The sequence below is a fragment of the Streptomyces sp. CG4 genome (assembly GCF_041080655.1).
Taxonomy (GTDB): Bacteria; Actinomycetota; Actinomycetes; order Streptomycetales; family Streptomycetaceae; genus Streptomyces.
Genome location: NZ_CP163525.1, coordinates 7,130,914 through 7,145,805, shown reverse-complemented (window position 1 = coordinate 7,145,805; position 14,892 = coordinate 7,130,914). Strand labels below are relative to the sequence as shown.

At 73.5% G+C, this 14,892-nt stretch carries 11 protein-coding genes and 1 pseudogene; 4 read left to right on the top strand and 8 right to left on the bottom strand.

Going from position 1 to position 14,892, the window contains the following annotated elements; translation table 11 throughout:
• Nucleotides 1–16: 16 nt before the first annotated feature.
• The 4 genes from AB5L52_RS32610 to AB5L52_RS32595 all read right to left on the bottom strand — a co-directional run bounded on the left by AB5L52_RS32610 (nt 17) and on the right by AB5L52_RS32595 (nt 6,624).
• Nucleotides 17–1,369: an amidohydrolase gene (locus AB5L52_RS32610; RefSeq protein WP_369367407.1), complete on the bottom strand. Its 1,353-nt coding sequence runs from the start codon at nt 1,367–1,369 to the stop codon at nt 17–19.
• Between the two features lie 15 nt (nt 1,370–1,384).
• Nucleotides 1,385–3,763: an FUSC family protein gene (locus AB5L52_RS32605; protein ID WP_369367406.1), complete on the bottom strand. Its 2,379-nt coding sequence runs from the start codon at nt 3,761–3,763 to the stop codon at nt 1,385–1,387.
• 142 nt (nt 3,764–3,905) lie between these two features.
• Nucleotides 3,906–4,670: a nucleotidyltransferase domain-containing protein gene (locus tag AB5L52_RS32600; RefSeq protein WP_369367405.1), complete on the bottom strand. Its 765-nt coding sequence runs from the start codon at nt 4,668–4,670 to the stop codon at nt 3,906–3,908.
• Between the two features lie 4 nt (nt 4,671–4,674).
• Nucleotides 4,675–6,624: a TIR domain-containing protein gene (locus AB5L52_RS32595; protein WP_369367404.1), complete on the bottom strand. Its 1,950-nt coding sequence runs from the start codon at nt 6,622–6,624 to the stop codon at nt 4,675–4,677.
• Nucleotides 6,625–6,662: 38 nt separating this feature from the next.
• Between AB5L52_RS32595 and AB5L52_RS32590 the strand changes: the two genes are divergently transcribed.
• Together AB5L52_RS32590 and AB5L52_RS32585 are read left to right on the top strand one after the other, a co-directional pair.
• Nucleotides 6,663–7,406 carry a hypothetical protein gene (locus tag AB5L52_RS32590; protein WP_369367403.1) on the top strand — a complete coding sequence of 248 codons (744 nt, stop codon included), beginning with the start codon at nt 6,663–6,665 and terminating at the stop codon, nt 7,404–7,406.
• Nucleotides 7,327–7,713: pseudogene (locus AB5L52_RS32585) on the top strand (GNAT family N-acetyltransferase); the annotation flags it as partial. The gene AB5L52_RS32590 and the pseudogene AB5L52_RS32585, both read left to right, overlap by 80 nt.
• Before the next feature lie 170 nt (nt 7,714–7,883).
• Here AB5L52_RS32585 and AB5L52_RS32580 read toward each other — a convergent pair.
• Together AB5L52_RS32580 and AB5L52_RS32575 are read right to left on the bottom strand one after the other, a co-directional pair.
• The gene (locus tag AB5L52_RS32580; RefSeq protein ID WP_369367402.1) at nt 7,884–8,639 is read right to left on the bottom strand and encodes an aspartate/glutamate racemase family protein; all 756 of its coding nucleotides are present in this window, start codon (nt 8,637–8,639) and stop codon (nt 7,884–7,886) included.
• 5 nt (nt 8,640–8,644) lie between these two features.
• A complete protein-coding gene (locus AB5L52_RS32575) occupies nt 8,645–10,105 on the bottom strand; it encodes an NCS1 family nucleobase:cation symporter-1 (RefSeq protein ID WP_369367401.1) in 1,461 nt (486 codons plus the stop codon).
• Nucleotides 10,106–10,249: 144 nt separating this feature from the next.
• Between AB5L52_RS32575 and AB5L52_RS32570 the strand changes: the two genes are divergently transcribed.
• Nucleotides 10,250–10,924: a GntR family transcriptional regulator gene (locus AB5L52_RS32570; protein WP_351017729.1), complete on the top strand. Its 675-nt coding sequence runs from the start codon at nt 10,250–10,252 to the stop codon at nt 10,922–10,924.
• Nucleotides 10,925–11,310: 386 nt separating this feature from the next.
• Here the strand turns inward: AB5L52_RS32570 and AB5L52_RS32565 are convergent, their stop codons facing one another.
• A complete protein-coding gene (locus tag AB5L52_RS32565; RefSeq protein WP_369367400.1) occupies nt 11,311–12,024 on the bottom strand; it encodes a uracil-DNA glycosylase in 714 nt (237 codons plus the stop codon).
• A gap of 222 nt (nt 12,025–12,246) precedes the next feature.
• Nucleotides 12,247–13,620 (bottom strand): M20/M25/M40 family metallo-hydrolase, encoded by a 1,374-nt coding sequence (locus AB5L52_RS32560; RefSeq protein ID WP_369367399.1) that lies wholly within the window; start codon nt 13,618–13,620, stop codon nt 12,247–12,249.
• 172 nt (nt 13,621–13,792) lie between these two features.
• Here AB5L52_RS32560 and AB5L52_RS32555 point away from each other — a divergent pair, with 172 nt between their 5' ends.
• Nucleotides 13,793–14,611: an RNA-binding S4 domain-containing protein gene (locus AB5L52_RS32555; protein ID WP_369367398.1), complete on the top strand. Its 819-nt coding sequence runs from the start codon at nt 13,793–13,795 to the stop codon at nt 14,609–14,611.
• The last annotated feature ends 281 nt before the right edge of the window (nt 14,612–14,892 follow it).

Here is a 14,892-nt window from a genome sequence, read left to right as displayed (position 1 = left end):
TTCAGCCTACGCGGACTCAGATGTCGTACTCCTGGATGCGCCGCCCATGGCTCCGGTCGGTCAGTGCGGGCAGGCGGGCCCCCAACTCGCTGACGACGGCGGGGAGATCGAGGGTGAGCAGTTCGCGGTCGCGCATCAGGATCCGGCCGTCGACGACGGTGGTGCGGACGTCCGACGCGCGGGCGCTGTGCACGAGGGTGGCGGCGAGGTCGTGGACGGGCTGGGTGTGCGGGCCGGTGAGGTCGACCAGGATGAGGTCGGCGCGCCGGCCGGGCGCGAGGGATCCCACGCTGCCGCCGAGGCCGACCGCGCGGGCGCTCTGCAGGGTGGCGTGGTGCAGAGCCTGACGGGAGGTCAGCCAGCGGGGGTCGCCTTCGGTCGCCTTCTGGATCAGGGCGGTGAGCGTCATCGACTCCCAGACGTCGAGGGAGTTGTTGGAGGCGGCGCCGTCGGTGGCGAGTCCGACGGGGACGCCGGCCGTGCGTAGGGCCCGTACCGGAGTGGTGGCCGGCCAGGCGAATCTGAGATAGCCGCGGGGCGCGGTCGCCACGGCCGTACGACCACCGGTACGGGCCAGCAGCGGGAGGTCGCGCTCGATGATGCCGGTGCCGTGCGCGATGAGCAGGTCGGTGTCGAGCAGTCCGGTCCGGTCCAGGACCTCGATGGGGGTGAGGCCGTGCCGGGCGAGGCTGGCGTCGGTCTGGTCGCGGTTCTCGGCGGCGTGGAGGTGGACGGGCAGGCCGTGTGCGCGGGCGAGTTCGGCGGTGGCGGCGAGGTCGGGGTCGGTGACGGTGTAGGGGGCGTGCGGGGCGAGGGCGGTGGTGATACGGCCGTCGGCGCCGCCGCGGTGGCGCAGGGCGAACTCCGCCGAGCGCTCCAGCCCTTCGGGGCCCTGGCTGGAGAAGTAGGCCTCCCCGAGGTGGGCGCGCAGGCCGGACTCGGCGACGACGGCGGCGACCTTGTCCATGTGGAAGTAGTGGTCGGCGAAGCAGGTCACCCCGCCCCGAATCATCTCGGCGCAGGCGAGCCGGGCGCCCCATTCCACGTCGTCGGCGGTGAGGTTGGACTCGACGGGCCAGACGACGTCGTTGAACCACTCCTCGATCGGCAGATCCTCGGCGAGACCGCGCAGCACCGCCATCGGCGCGTGCGTATGGCAGTTGATCAGCCCCGGCATGGCGACCTGTCCGTGCGCCTCGATCCGCTCCGCGGCCGGCAGATCCCGCACCTCGGCGGCCGTCGTCACGGACTCGATGACCCGGTCGCGCACGACGATCGCCGCGTCCGGACGGAACCCGATCCGCTCGTCCTCGTCATGGACGAGCACGGTGCAGCCGGTGATGACCAGATCGGCGGGAGCGGCACGCATGGGCCCACGGTACGGCTATGCGGCGGCGGACAGCGGCACCTCGGCCCCCTGTGTCTCCAACTCCCATAGTGCTTCGCGCAGTTGGGCGAGGTGCCGAGGGGTGAGCCGGCCGGTGTCATCGAGGTGGACGGCGCAGGCCGTGATCGTGTCGACAAGTCGCTCCAGGACGTCCGCGACGGCGTCCGTGCCGGCGGTGTGCCGGGCGAGGGCGGGCAGTTCGGCCGCGGCGAGCGCGATCGCGGTACGGGCCTCGGCGAGGGTGCGATAGGCCTCCCGGCGCAGCACCCACCGCTCGGCGCGGTCACCGGACCGACCGAGGACACCGGACGCGCCGAGAGCGCCAGACCGACCGAGAGCACCGGACACGCCGAGGCCACCGCTCTCACCGGGAGCGCCGGGGCCGCCGAGAACACCGGACTCACCAAGGCCACCGCACTCACCAAGATCGCCAGACCGGCCGACGACATCGGACGCGCCAAGGTCACCACTCTCGCCGGGAGCGCCGGGGCCGCCGGACGTGCCGAGGCCGCCAAAGCCGCCGGACTCGCCGAAAACGCCGGACCGACCGAGAACACCGGACTCACCAAGGCCACCACACTTACCAAGATCGCCAGACCGGCCGACGGCACCGGACACGCCAGGGTCACCACTCTCACCGGGAGCGCCGGGGCCGCCGGACATGCCGAGGCCGCCAAAGCCGCCGGACTCGCCGAGAGCGCCAGACCGACCGAGAACACCGGACTCACCGAGGCCACCGGACACGCCGAGAGCGCCAGACCGACCGACGCCACCGGACGTGCCAAGGTCACCGCTCTCACCGGGAGCGTCGGGGTCGGCGAGGGCGGCGGACTCGCCGAGGACGTGTGTGAGATAGGCCTGTGCGGCGCTGCCGGCGACGGCGAGCCGTGCTCGTACCCCGCCGCCGCGCCTGCCCGGCATCGGCAGATGCCCGACGATCAGCACGAGCGCGCAGGCCAGCAGGGTCTCGCCGATGCGGCTGACGGAGGCCTGCGGCTCGCCGCCGGCCATGACCAGGGCGAGGACGAGGGCGGTGACGACGGCGGTCTGCGCGGCGAAGTGCCGGGTGGCGACCGGGACCAGTGCCCCGCAGACCGCGACCAGCGCGATCAGCCCCGCGGGCCGGGGCAGCAGCGCGGCGAGCCCGGCGAACACAAGGGCACCCAGCACCGTCCCGGCGGCCCGGCACAGCACCCGGGAGACGAGCGGCCCGAGGTCGGGCTTGACGAGGAAGACGGCGGTGGCGGGCAGCCAGTACCAGTGCTGGTGCGGGCCGTACCAGCGGGTGTGGTGCAGCGCCTGGGCGATGGCGGCGCTGGCGCCGAAGCAGAGGGCGACGCGCAGCCCGTACTCGCGTCCGCCGGTGCCGAACGCGGCGCGCAGGGCGTCCCTGGCGCCCCGGTGCCGGGTGAGCGGCCGCTGCCGCGGGCCGTCCGCCCGGTCGAAGGCCTCGGCGGCGCGCAGCAGGGCGTCGTCGAGGGCGCGCAGGGCGGGCGCCGACCGGTGTGGGGCGGGCAGCGGGCCGGTGCCGGTGTTGCCGCGGACGGCGGCGGCGAGCCGCCGGGGCCCTTCCGCGGCCCGCGCCGAGACCGGCTCGCCCACCCAGAACAGGGCGGTGGCGGCCTCCGCGAGGGGCAGGGCGGCCGCGTACTGGGCGTGCAGCCGGCGCTCGGCGGCGGAGCCGGCGTACCGGCGCAGCCGTGGTCCGGCCAGGGCGTCCTGGGCGTGGTCGAGCGCGGCGGTGAGCGCGGCCCGCCGCGCGGTGGCCCGCGGTCCGCCCACGGCCTCGACCAGGTCGGCGACGGCGTCGTACACCTCGGCGACCGCCGCGCGCTCCCCGTCGAACCGGAAGTCCCCGGCGAGCGAACCGGGTGTGGGCAGGGCGAGCCGCAGCAGGAGCAGCCACCCGGCGCCGGTGAGGAAGGCGAGCGCCCGCAGCAGGCCGCTCTCGGCCGCCGGCATCCCGGCGCCGAGCGCGGCACCGACGAGCAGGTGGGTTCCCGCGGCGGAGGCGACGGGCCCGACCGCGCTGACCCCGCCGGCGACCAGCCCGAGCCCGGTGAGCGCCAGGGTGAGCGGTACGGCGGCCAGCCCCTGCCCGGCGTACGTGCCCACGAGCAGTCCGAGGGCGCCGGCCAGCGCGGGCACCCCGAGCCGCTGGACGGCGGCCCGCCGGCTGCCGGGGCGGTCGTTGATGCCGGCGAGCATCGCGGCGATGGCGGCGAGCACGCCCAGGGATGTCCGCCCGGCGAGCAACCCGGCGGACAGCAGCGGTCCGGCGGCGAGCGCGCCCCGGATCACCGCGCCCCAGGGCACGGGACCGCGCTGCGCGCGCAGGGCATGGGCGAGCCAGAGGGGTACGGCGGGCCGGGACACGGGGCTCCTGTTCGTACGAGGGCGGGGTGGGCCGTCGGACGACAGTGGCCGTGGACCGTGCCTCCACGGTAGGGCGGGTTCGCCGGGGGGACAGGGCGATCACGTTTCAGGAAGGTGAAAGATGCCGGGTCGGCAGGGTTCTTTATGAACGCAATTCCCCGATGATGCGCTCGGCTTCCGTGACGGCACGGTGCAGCGCGTCGGGTTCGGCCCGCAGCGCGCCCACCACCGTGTCCATGTCCCGCAGCCCGGCCCGCTCCAGCAGCCGCTTCTCGTTCGTCACCCACTCACCGCGGGCCGCGAGCACTCCGTGGGCGGCCTGGGCGGCGGCCGTGGCGATGGCCCCGGCGGTCTCCGTGAGGCGGCCGTGGGGCGCGTGGTTGGCCTTGGCATAGCCGAGGGTGGCGCGGGCGGTGCCGTGCCAGCGCTCGGCGGCGGTGGCGCGGAGCTTGGCCGGGTAGCGCGCGGGGCGGGGCAGGGTGCCCCTGAGGACCTGGTTGCCGGCCAGTTCGGCCACGATCAGATAGCTGGGAATGCCGGCGAGATGGAAGAGCAGCGGCTCCACCCGGAACCGGCCCTCCTCGGCCTCCGCCAGCTCGTGCTCGACCACGTCCAGGTCCCGGTAGTGCACATCCACCCGGCGCCCGTCGACCGTCAGCCACGCCCCGCCGTTGAACACCCCGCCGCCCCACGCGCCGACCTCGGACACCTCCCCCGCCCAGCCGACGGCCCGCAGATCGTCGGGGTCGAAGGAGCCGCGGTAGTAGACGGCCAGGTCCCAGTCGCTGTCGTCCCGGTGGGTGCCCTGGGCCCGGGAGCCGCCGAGGGCGACGGCCCGGACGGCGGGGAGCGCGGCGAGGCGGTCGGCGGTACGGCTGAGGAAGTCGGCATCGGAAGAGTGCGGCATGGCCTCAGCCTGCCGCAGCGATCCCGAAGTCCGCTCCCGAGATTTCCGCGAGACCCTCCGCGATGCGCCGCAACGGCTCGCGCAGCGCGGCGAGATCGGCCCGCATCCGAGCCGCCTCCGGCCAGGCAGGCTCGTGGTCGAGCGGTGCGACATCGGCGGGGCGGCGGGCCTCGTACGCGGCGAGCCGGGGGTGCCAGGTGCTGGTGAAGGGCCGGATGGTGTCATTGATCAGGGCGTAGGCGAGGCTCTGCACCGTGGCGGCGCCCTCGGCGGTGCCCTGCTCCAGGCGGATGCTGTAGGTGTGCAGCGTGCCGCGGGTGAAGTCGATGAGCGACTTCAGCGAGGACAGTGCCTCGCGCAGGCTGCCGGTGCCGGGTGCCAGTTCCTGCACGCCGATCCGGGTCACCAGCTCGACCTGGATGTCGAAGGCCGCCATCCGCTCCGACTCGCTGGGGGCTGCTGACACGAGGGCCTCCCTACGGCTTCCGGGTAGGGCCAGCCTAACCGGCTCGCGGTGGCCGCAGAGGGTGCGCAGGGCCGCGTGCCGCAGGGCTTCGGTACGGGCGGGCGCGGGGTCGTGCTGGTGCCAGGCGTGCAGGGTCACGGGGTGCAGGGACCAGCGGTCGCCGTCGGCATGGCCGTGGGCCGTCTCGGCGACCGGAGTGAGCAGGCTGCGCGTGCGCAGTTCCGCGATGCCGTTGCCCGCGCGCCGGCCCGCCACGACCTGCGGCACCCGGTCGACGGCGGCCAGCACCCGGCACACGTCCTCGGCGGTCACCGGCAGGGGGTACAGGGCCGCCGCACAGCGCAGTGCGTCCGCCGCGTCGGCGGTGTCCACGTCGTGGACGACGGCCGCGGTGACGTCGTCGCCGGCGAGCGAGTCGAGAAGGGAGCCGCCCCGGGCGTGCAGCCGCTCGGACAGATCGTGGGCACGGTGCCCGGCCTGCAGGGCACGGCCGAGCAGCGCCAGGGCGAGCGGGTGGCCGCCGACCGCCTCGGCCAACGCTCCGTCCCCGCCGACCAGTTCGCGCGCGTGGACGTCGTCGAGCGGCCCCAGGTCGACGGGCGTGCCGAGCGCGTCGTATGCGCGGCTGCGCAGAGTGAAGACGGTGTGGCCGAGCGGATGCGGTGCCGCCATCGCCGCGACGGTCTGCCAGGGTGTCCTTTCCGGAGCGACGGCGTCGACGATCCACAGGAACGGTTCGCCGACGCTTTCGAAGTACTGGAAGAGCGGCTGTGCCCCGCCATCCAGGCCGCAAGCGCGCAACGACCCCTCGTGGTCCCGTCCGTCCAGCCGGAACACACCGCCGGGGTACGCCGCCTCGAAGCGGACCGCGTACTCGTCGGCGAGGAGTGTCTTGCCGATGCCGGCCATGCCCCGGATCTGCACCGTGCGGGTGGCGGACCGGCCGACGGTGAGCGGGGCCGCGTGGGCGTGCAGCGCGGAGTGCACCCGCCAGAGTTCGGACAGCCGGCCGACGAACTCCGGGTGCGGCTCCGGCGCCCGGTACCGGCCCCGCCCGCCGCGCTCCCGGAGGGCCATGGGCCCGGCCAGCCGTGCGACGTGTTCGCGTACATCGGCCACGAGGGCGGCGGGATCGTGGGCGGAGGCGTGCCGGGCGTCGCGGAGTTCGACGGGGTGGATGTGCCCGGTGGTGGGCTCCGGATTGACGACCATGACCCGGCGCCGCGGATCGCCCTCCCCGAGTCCCGCGAGATAGGCGGTCGTCAGCTCCCACTGGCAGGCCTCCCGCTCGGGGTAGGCGGCCGAGTAGTAGGCCAGCAGCGCCTTGGAACGGCCCAGTTCGCGCCGGATGGTGTCGCTGATGCCGGCGAAGGAGGCGACGCCGGTCTCGTCGGTGAACACCGTCAGCCCGCCGTCGCGTAGCGCACGGACGAGCGGACGGACCCGCTCCACATCACCGCGGCTGTAGCTGAGGAAGACGTCCCACACGGCGACTTACCCTACTGTGGGTACCGGGGAGGGCGATCATGGCACACAGGCAGCGCAGGCGACGGCGACCGAGCGGTCCCTCGCAGATCACGGCCAAGCTCACGATCCCGTTCGTCGGCGAGCTCTCCGGCACCTGGGAGCCCGCCGACGCGGAGCGCAGTGCGGCCTGGGAGCTGTATCTGGAGCTGGTGACCCGGGTCTCGGTGGAGGAACTGGGCCGCGACGAGGGATTTCTGCGCGAGGCGCTGTCCTCGCTGTACACGTTCTTCACCACCACCCGGGAGATCCTGCGCCGCTACGGCCCCGACGTCGCCCCGCCCCTGGCGCCCGGCCATGTGAGCTTCGGCGTCCTCGCGGTCACCGTCCTCAACCGCGTCCTGCGCCCGCTCCTCGGCACCTGGCATCCGCGCCTCACCGCCCATGAGTCCCGACGGCCGGAGGGCACCGATCCCCTGGAGTGGGAGCGGGAGTGGGACCACGCGGACGCGCTCCGCGCGCAGATCGCGGCGGTCCGCAGGTCCCTGACCTCGCTGGCCCGGACCCTCCAGGAAGTCGCCGGGGTCAGCGACCTCATCGACCTCCCGGCTCCCCACTCGCCCGGAACGGCTGAGGGGCACCCCCCCCCGCAGGTCAGAGGGACAGTGAAGGCTGACCAGTCGGCTCACCCGATGGCGGGGTTCACGGGGTCGGGCGGCGCCGCCCATAGTCGCCCGGCCGCGCTCCGACGACGATGTGCGGGAGTACTTCCGGCACTTCCGGCTCGTCGTGGTGCCGGCGTGTGAGACCTGGGGGGCGGAGGCGGTCAGGGTCGGCGGTCGGCGGTCGGCGGTCGGCGGTCGGCGGTCGGCGGTCGGCGGTCGGCGGTGTGATGGTGCTGCACGCGGCGGAGCTGTCCCAGCTGACTCCGGACCCCGCGTGGCGGGGGCGTGGCCTCGGCGACCGCTTCGTCGCGCCGGCCAAGGAGTGGGGCCGAGCGACGCGCGGCGCGGGCCGACCCTGTGGAGCCCTGTGGACCTGCCAGGTCAACAGGCCCGCCCGCCGCTTCCACGAGCGCAGCACCACGACTTCACCGCCGTCGGGGTCACCGACGCAGCCCGGCGCGCCGGGCCGGAGCCGGTGCACCGGCGACGCCGCGCAGGGCTGTTGCCGTTCGACACCGCGCGGGGCCGTTGCCGTTCGACGCCGCGCGCGGCGCGGGCCGTGCGGCCGCCGCACGCACCCGCAGGCAGCCGCAACGAGGAGCGGGAGCCGGACGTGCGTTACGTCCGGCGGCCCTGAGCCCCGCGTTCCGGCTCGCCCGAGGGCCGGCCCCACCGCCGGACCTTGGGCAGGGGCGTGCCGTAGCTGCCCGCTCGGCTCGTCGTCAGGCCCAGGGTGACCAGGGATTCCGCGAGCTTGACCGCCGCCGCCACCCCGTCGACCACCGGCAGCCCGAGTTTCTCCCCTACCGCCCGCCGCAGTCCCGTCATCCCGGCGCAGCCCAGGACGAGGACCTCGGCGCCGGCGTCCCGGGCCCGTTCGGCCGCCGTCAGGAACGCGGACTCGGTGCGGCCGGGGTCGTCGGCGAGGTCGAGGACACCGAGCCCGGTGCCGACGACGGCGGCGCAGTTGCGGGCCACTCCGGCGGTCTCCAGGCTGTCCTCGATCTGGCCGCGGGACCGGTCGAGGGTGGTGACGACGCCGTAGCGGCGGCCGAGGAGGCAGGCGAGGTGGGCGGCGGCCTCGGTGATGTCCACGACGGGGACGTCGACCAACTCCCGTACGCCTTCCCGGCCGTGCTCGCCGAAGCCGGCCAGGACGACCGCGTCGTACCCGGGTCCGTCGTAGGTGCGCAGGGTGTCGAGGACGGCCGCGGCCGAGAGGTAGCTGTCGAGCCAGCCCTCGGCCGATGCCGGGCCCCACGCGGGGGTCAGACCGGCCACGGTGGTGCCCGGCGCCGCGGCGGCCCGCGCGCCGCGGACGATCTCCTCGGTCATCTCCCGCGTGGTGTTGCAGTTGGTGACGATGATCCGCAACGCCGTCAGACCTCCTCCGCCGCGCCGGCCACGCGCTCCCCGCGGCTCAGCAGCGCGTACAGGGCGGCGCCGAGTGCCGTGCCGATGAACCAGGAGTACGGCGCCACATCGCTGAAGCTCTTCACCAGGGCCAGTACGGCGGCGACCGCGGCGGCGGGCAGGAAGGCCCACAGCGCCTTCGGGTTGACGCCCCTGCGGTAGTGGTACGGCGAGCCCGGGCGGGCGTCGAACAGCGCGTCGACGTCGACCTTGCCGCGCTTGACCCAGTAGTAGTCGATCATGATCACGCCGAACAGGGGGCCCAGGAAGGCGCCGAGGCCGCCGAGGAAGTAGTTGACGACGGTCGGGTTGGAGAAGAGGTTCCATGGGGTGACGAGCAGCGCGGCGACCGTGCTGATCATGCCGCCGACCTTGAAAGTGATCTTCTGCGGCCAGACGTTGGCGAGGTCGTACGCCGGTGAGACGAAGTTGGCGACGATGTTGACGCCCATGGTCGCCACCGCGAAGGCCAACGCGGCCACGACCAGCACCCAGGTGTTGCCGACCTTGGCGACCAGTTCCGCCGGGTCGGTGATGGCCTGCCCGAACGCCTTCAGCGAGCCGGCCGTGACGATCACCGACACGACGACGAAGGCGGTGGAGTTGATGGGCAGGCCCCAGAAGTTGCCGCGCCGGACGGTCCGGTAGTCGGGTGCGAAGCGGGAGAAGTCACAGAAGTTGAGCATCAGCGTGCCGTAGGTGGCGAGGATCAGGCCGATCGCGCCGAACCACTGCCGCCACTGCTCGCCGGTGGACACCGGGTGCGGGGTGGAGGTGAGCGAGATGCTCCAGTGGGCCTTGGCCAGGACCCAGACCGCCAGCGCGATCATCACCAGCCAGATCACCGGGCCGCAGAAGTCCTGGAACTTGCGCACCGCTTCCATGCCCTGGCTGATGATCACCCACTGGAGCAGCCAGAGCGAGACGAAGGAGATCCAGCCGAGCGCGTCCAGGCCGAGGAAGGAGTGGTGGGTGAGGGACGTGAGGCCGGGCCAGGCCGCCAGCAGCATCACGTTGACGGCGACGGACGCCAGATAGGTCTGGATGCCGTACCACATGATGGCGATCACGGCTCTGATCAGCGCCGGGATGTTGGCCCCCCAGATCCCGAAGCTGATACGGCTGACCACCGGGAAGGGCACGCCGTGACGCTGGCCTATCTTCCCCATCCGGTTCATGCCGGCGTAGATCAGCACGAAGCCGACGAGCAGGGCGGTGAAGACCTGCCAGACGTTCATGCCGAGGACCAGCAGACCGGCGGCGAAGGTGTAGTTGCCCAGGTTGTGGACGTCGGACATCCACATGGCGAAGAGGTCGAAGACCTTCCAGTTCCGCTGCTGTGCGGGGGCGAGATCCTCGTTGACGAGGCGGGGGTCGGGGACGAACGCGGGGGCGCCGGTGGATTCGGCGCGGTCGGCGAGGGACACGGGGCCTCCATGAGCGAGGGGACGGAGGACGACAGCCGTTTGGTATACCAAACTGCCGACATGGTCCCGCCGTCAAGCGTTCGGACCGATGTCCTTGCCGTTACGGCCCCGTAAAAGCACCACCGGGTCGGCGAAAATGGCCCCATGACCCCCACGACGACGAAGACCGAACCCCTCGGCGCGGTACGCGAACGCGTCCTGGCGAGCCTGCGGGAGGACATCATCGCCGGGCGCCTGGCACCCGGTGACCGGCTCGTCGAGCGGGAGTTGGCCGAGCGGTTCGGCGTGTCCCGGGTGCCGGTACGGGAGGCGATCCGCGCCCTGGTCGCCGAGGGCTTCGTCCTCTTCGAGTCGGCCCGCCGCACGGTCGTACGCCGGCTGACCCCGACCGACGTCCGGGAACTCTTCGAACTGCGCGAGGCGTTGGAGGTGTACGCGGCGGGGCTGGCGGCGTCCCGGGTGAGCCCGGAGGCCCTGGCGGAGCTGCGGCAACTGCTCGACCAGGCATCGCGGGCCACGGAGGAGGGGGATGCCGAGGCGATCACGGACATCAACACACGCTTTCACGACCGCATCCGAGCCCTGGCCGGCAACAGCCTGCTGATCTCGGTCATGGAGCCGGTCGACGGCCGCCTGCGCTGGCTCACCCGGCGGAACGAGGAATGGCCCCAACTCCTCACCGAACACCGCGAGTTGTACGAGGCGATCGCCTCCGGCGACCCGGACCGCGCCCGCGCCCACGCCCTCGATCACGTCCGCGCCAACTATCGATCGACGGTACGGCGTCTCTTCGGAACCGATTCCAGCGATGACGCCTGAGCCAAGGGCAACGGAAGGGCCACCTGTTGGCGCCTGAGGGACGACTATTGGTCGAGAGGCGGGTACCCGGGGGGTCTCACGGGGTGCGGGCGGGGCACGGGGGGGAGGAGGCGGCGCCCGGTCGACGGACGGAGGCCTGACCGCGGGATGGCAGTCGGCCGAGGGACGGCAGCCCGGCCCTGCGGACGGTTACCGGGGCAAGAGGCGGCGCCCGGCCGACAGAGGGGCACCTGACCGAGGGGGCACGCGGTCGAGGGACAGCTACCCGACCTGCGGACGACTACCAGGGCAAGAAGCGGCAGCCCAGCCGACAGGAGGCACCTGACCGAGGGCACGCGGTCGAGGGAGACGCTCGCCCGACGGGCGGCTGGCCGACCTGCGGACGGCTACCGCAGCCCAGCCGCCTCTGCCGCGGTGCTCAGTACCTCGCGGAGCATCTGCGGGGTGAGCCGGCCGGTGAAGGTGTTGCGCTGGCTGACGTGGAAGCAGCCGAAGAGGTCCAGCCCGTCGAGCGGGACCCGGGCGCCGTGGGCGAAGGCCGGACGAGGCCGGGGCACGGTCCAGCCCGCCTCGGCGAACGCGGGAAGCGCGGCCTGCCAGCCGAAGGCACCGAGGACGACCGCGGCCTTCAGCGTCGGGCGCAGCAACCTCAGCTCCTGGACCAGCCAGGGGCGACAGGTGTCGCGCTCGGCGGCGGTCGGCTTGTTGGCGGGCGGGGCGCAGTGCACGGGCGCGGTGACCCGGACGCCGTACAGTTCCAGCCCGTCGTCGGTGCTGACGGAGGTGGGCTGCGAGGCCAGCCCCACGTCGTACAGCGCCTGGTAAAGCACGTCGCCGGAGCGGTCGCCGGTGAACATCCGGCCGGTGCGGTTGCCGCCGTGCGCGGCGGGGGCCAGCCCGATGATCGCCAGCCGGGCGTCGGCCGGACCGAAGCCGGGCACCGGCCGCCCCCAGTACGTCCAGTCCACGAACGCGGCCCGTTTCGTACGGGCCACCTCCTCACGCCACTCGACCAGCCGGGGGCATGCCCGGCACTGCGCGACCCGCTGATCGAGCCGGGCGAGATGGTCGAGATGGTCGAGAGCGCTGCTGTCGTCCATACGGCCACCGTATGCCCCTTGGTGCGGCATGGTGTCTGTGATCTTCGAGCTGTTCCTGATCACAGCGACGCCGCGGGCCAGGATGACCAGCGCGGGCGCGCTGAAGTCCACCACGCACAGGAACAGCACGGGCGCGCCGGATGACGTACGCCACCGTCACGGCCGCGAACCTCCCTTTCCGCTGCGGCGGTTGCCCGGTGGCGGCCGTGGTCGTCGCCTCCGTCATCCGTCCGCCCGGCAGCGAGCCCCGGCCGCGTAGTCCGCGTACTTCTCGGCGAACGCGCACATCGCCACGACCGTGTTGCGCAGCTCCGACAGCAGCACCCGCTCGTTCGGGGCGTGCAGATTGCACAGGTTGTCCTGGGCGCCGAAGAGCAGCACCTCCGCGTGGGGCGCGGCCCGGGCCAGTCCGTTGACCAGCGGAATCGAACCGCCGGTCGCGATGTACGACGCTTCGGTGCCCCACGCCTGCGCGAGCGCCTCCAGGGCGGCCCGGTAGGCGGGACCGCCGGTGACGGCTTCGAAGCCGGGGCCGGTGTCGCCGGGTGTGACGGTGAGCGGGACACCGAAGGGCCGGAGCGACCGCAGATGCCCGACCACCGCCGACTGCGCCTCACGCGGGTCCTGCTGCGGGTGGAACCGCACGTTCAGCTTGGCGCGGGCGTACGGCACGACGGCGGAGGCGGCGTGGTCGACGCTCGGTGCGTCGAGTCCGATGACCGTGATCGCCGGACCGCTCCACAACCGCTCCCCCAGCGTGCCGCTGCCCATGACCGGGATTCCCTCCCGCACCCCCGCCAGCTCCCGGAACTCCTCCTCGGCGTAGGCGGCTCCGGCCCACTTCTCCCTTCTGAGCCCTGCCACGGCGACGTCACCACGCACGTCGTGCAGGGTGGACAGCGCCTTGAGCAGCACGAGCAGCGCGTCGGGCGCGGCACCGCCGAACTCCCCGCTGTGCAGGGCCTGTTCCAGCGTGCGGACCTCCACGATCACCTCGGCGACGCCCCGCAGCCCGGTGGTCAGGGAGGGAGAGCCCGGCCGCAGATTGCCGCAGTCGGCGATGACGATGGCGTCGCACGCGAACCGCAACGGATCGGCCGGCGGAAACTCGTCGAACGGGCTGCCGTACTCCTCCTGCCCCTCGAACACGATCTTCACCCCGACCGGCGGCCGCCCCTCGAACGCCCGCAACATCCCGAGGTGCGCGATCACATTGGCCTTGTCGTCCGCGATGCCACGGCCCCGGAGGCCGCCCTCGATCGGCGTGGGCTCGAACGGCGGGGACAGCCACAGCTTCTCGTCACCGGCCGGCTGGACGTCGTAGTGGGAGTAGAGCAGGACGGTCGGCGCGGTGGGGTCCGGCGGTGGAATCTCGGCGAAGATCACCGGGGCGGTGCCGGGCAGGTCGATCCGCTCGACGTGCTCGACGCCGACTCCGCGCAGCAACTCCACGAGGAGGTCGTGCGCCGCGAGCACCGGCTCCGCCGGGTAGCCCGGAAAGGCCACGGACGGAATCGCAGCCAACCGCACCAGATCGGCCCGCAGCCCCTCCATCAGCCCCTCAACCCTGCCCGCCGCCTCCACGCCACCTCCCACGACTCCCTGACCCGACTCCTACTCGCTCCCGACAACAGCCTCAGCGGCATGGAGGCCCGGCGCATCCGGGGTGCGCCAGGGGGGTACGGCCCACCACTACGCCGGTCGCCGCAGGCCGGGGCCCCGGGAAAACGCCTCCGGCTCACCCGGCCGAGGGAGTTAAGGTCGGGGCATGGCTTCCGAGGATGCGGACGAGAACGTGCACCGTGGCACCGGCGAACCGGACGGGACCAGCCCCGCCCCGGACGACCAGGGCGCCCGGACCGCTCAGGGCTCCGCTGCCTCCGCAGAGCAGCCCGTCGACCCGAAGACCGCCGCCGCGGTGGCCGCCGCCGAGGCCGCGGGGCCGAGCAACGGCGAGTCGGTCCGCATCGACAGCTGGATCTGGGCCGTGCGTCTGATCAAGACGCGTTCCCTGGGCGCCACCGCCTGCCGGGGCGGCCACGTCCATGTGAACGGTGAGCGGGTGAAGCCCGCCTACTCCGTACGCATCGGCGACGAGGTACGCCTGCGGCACGAGGGCCGCGAGCGGATCGTGATCGTCAAGCGCCTGATCCGCAAGCGGGTCGGCGCCCCCGTGGCCACCCAGTGCTACGTCGACAATTCACCTCCGCCCCCGCCCCGCGAGGCCGTCGCCCCCGTCGGCCTCCGCGACCGAGGCACCGGCCGCCCCACCAAACGCGACCGCCGCGAACTGGAACGCCTCCGCGGCCTCGCGAGCCCGAGCGCCCCAGCCGGCATCGACGCCTGGGGCGGCATCGGAAGCCCCGGCGGCTTCGCCGGACACAGCGGGCCCGGAAAATCCGGTGGCCGGGGTGGCTCCGGATCGGGCGGGCCCGGTAAACCCGGTGGCCGGGGTGGCCCCGGATCGGGCGGGCCTGGTGGATCCGGTAGCCGAACTGGCGCCGGAGCCGACGGGCGCGACGGATCCGGCAGGTCCGGCAGGTCCGGCAAGCGTGGCGGCTCCGGCGGCACCGGCAGGCACAGCTGACCCGGGACCAGCAGGAACACCTGACCCGGGACCGGCAAGAACAGCTGCCCCGGAACCGGCGAGCGCGGCTCATCCGGTTCTGACCAGCACGGCGGATCTGGTGGGACCGGCAAACACAGTCGACCGGGACCGGCAACGGCAGCGGATCCGCGTCCGCCGGGCGCGCGGGACGTCCGGTGGGACCCGCAGCGCACGGCTGATCCGGGCCAGTGGGCATGGCAGCTCCCCGACCGCCAGCCACAGCTGTCCGGGACCAGCAGGCACGAGACACCCACGACCAG

Excerpts from the sequence above, each read along its gene's own strand:
- AB5L52_RS32610 (WP_369367407.1), bottom strand. The coding sequence starts at position 1,369 with ATGCGTGCCGCTCCCGCCGATCTGGTCATCACCGGCTGCACCGTGCTC.
- AB5L52_RS32600 (WP_369367405.1), bottom strand. The coding sequence starts at position 4,670 with ATGCCGCACTCTTCCGATGCCGACTTCCTCAGCCGTACCGCCGACCGC.
- AB5L52_RS32590 (WP_369367403.1), top strand. The coding sequence starts at position 6,663 with ATGGCACACAGGCAGCGCAGGCGACGGCGACCGAGCGGTCCCTCGCAG.
- AB5L52_RS32570 (WP_351017729.1), top strand. The coding sequence starts at position 10,250 with ATGACCCCCACGACGACGAAGACCGAACCCCTCGGCGCGGTACGCGAA.
- AB5L52_RS32565 (WP_369367400.1), bottom strand. The coding sequence starts at position 12,024 with ATGGACGACAGCAGCGCTCTCGACCATCTCGACCATCTCGCCCGGCTC.
- AB5L52_RS32555 (WP_369367398.1), top strand. The coding sequence starts at position 13,793 with ATGGCTTCCGAGGATGCGGACGAGAACGTGCACCGTGGCACCGGCGAA.